This is a genomic window from Edaphobacter sp. HDX4, from assembly GCF_036877565.1.
GTDB lineage: Bacteria > Acidobacteriota > Terriglobia > Terriglobales > Acidobacteriaceae > Edaphobacter.
This window is the reverse complement of sequence record NZ_JAEDXW010000053.1, coordinates 1-659: the sequence shown is the minus strand read 5'-3', so window position 1 is coordinate 659 and position 659 is coordinate 1. Positions and strand designations below refer to the sequence as shown.

Genomic DNA, 659 nt, shown 5'->3' with positions numbered 1-659 from the left:
CGATCGCGAAGAACAACAGGATGATGGTTGCGACTTTCCAAGCTGGATGATCGACTGTCCTACGGAGAAGATCAACCTCGCCATTTGGCCACCTTTGGTTTCTGATGCCGTCCTTTAATGCACTCGACGCCCAAGCGGAAACGAGGATACAGAGCACTGTCACAGCGAACAAGATGAATATGGCAACTGAGCGATTCGGACCATGTTGGCGTCCCATCCAAATGAAACCACCCGCGCTCAGTAGCCCGCCGAAGCAGGTCACACCCGCAAGTCTCCTAGGGGAATCCATTAATCCTCGCATCATAACCGGATAAACGGATCAGCAAAGAATAAGTTTCGTTGACGCATCGTAAAATAGACGAATCTTACGGAAATCAGTTCGCCGTCCCCAAGGGATCAGCGACTCCCGGACATACACCGCTAACGGGCTAGTAGTTACGGCTTCCCAATTGTCATTTGCTATTCAGGAACTCGGCTGAGTTGTTCTTTACATTTCCGACGTCTTTGCTAACCTCGAAGGCTTCCATCTCATCGGCGGGGAAGGGGCGCAGGAGATCGATGGGCGGCTGGTGGGTCTCCCCGCGATCCAGCCATCGAGTGTACTCGCTCTCGTGCAGGATGACCGGCATGCGGTTATGCACCGGCGTCATCAACTGATT

Annotated in this window: 1 protein-coding gene; it reads right to left on the bottom strand. The window is 53.1% G+C overall.

Going from position 1 to position 659, the window contains the following annotated elements; all coding sequences use genetic code 11:
- Window positions 1-452: 452 nt before the first annotated feature.
- Window positions 453-659, bottom strand: a 207-nt coding sequence (locus JAO29_RS23105) for an SOS response-associated peptidase family protein (protein WP_334270644.1), incomplete at its 5' end; no start/stop codon positions are given.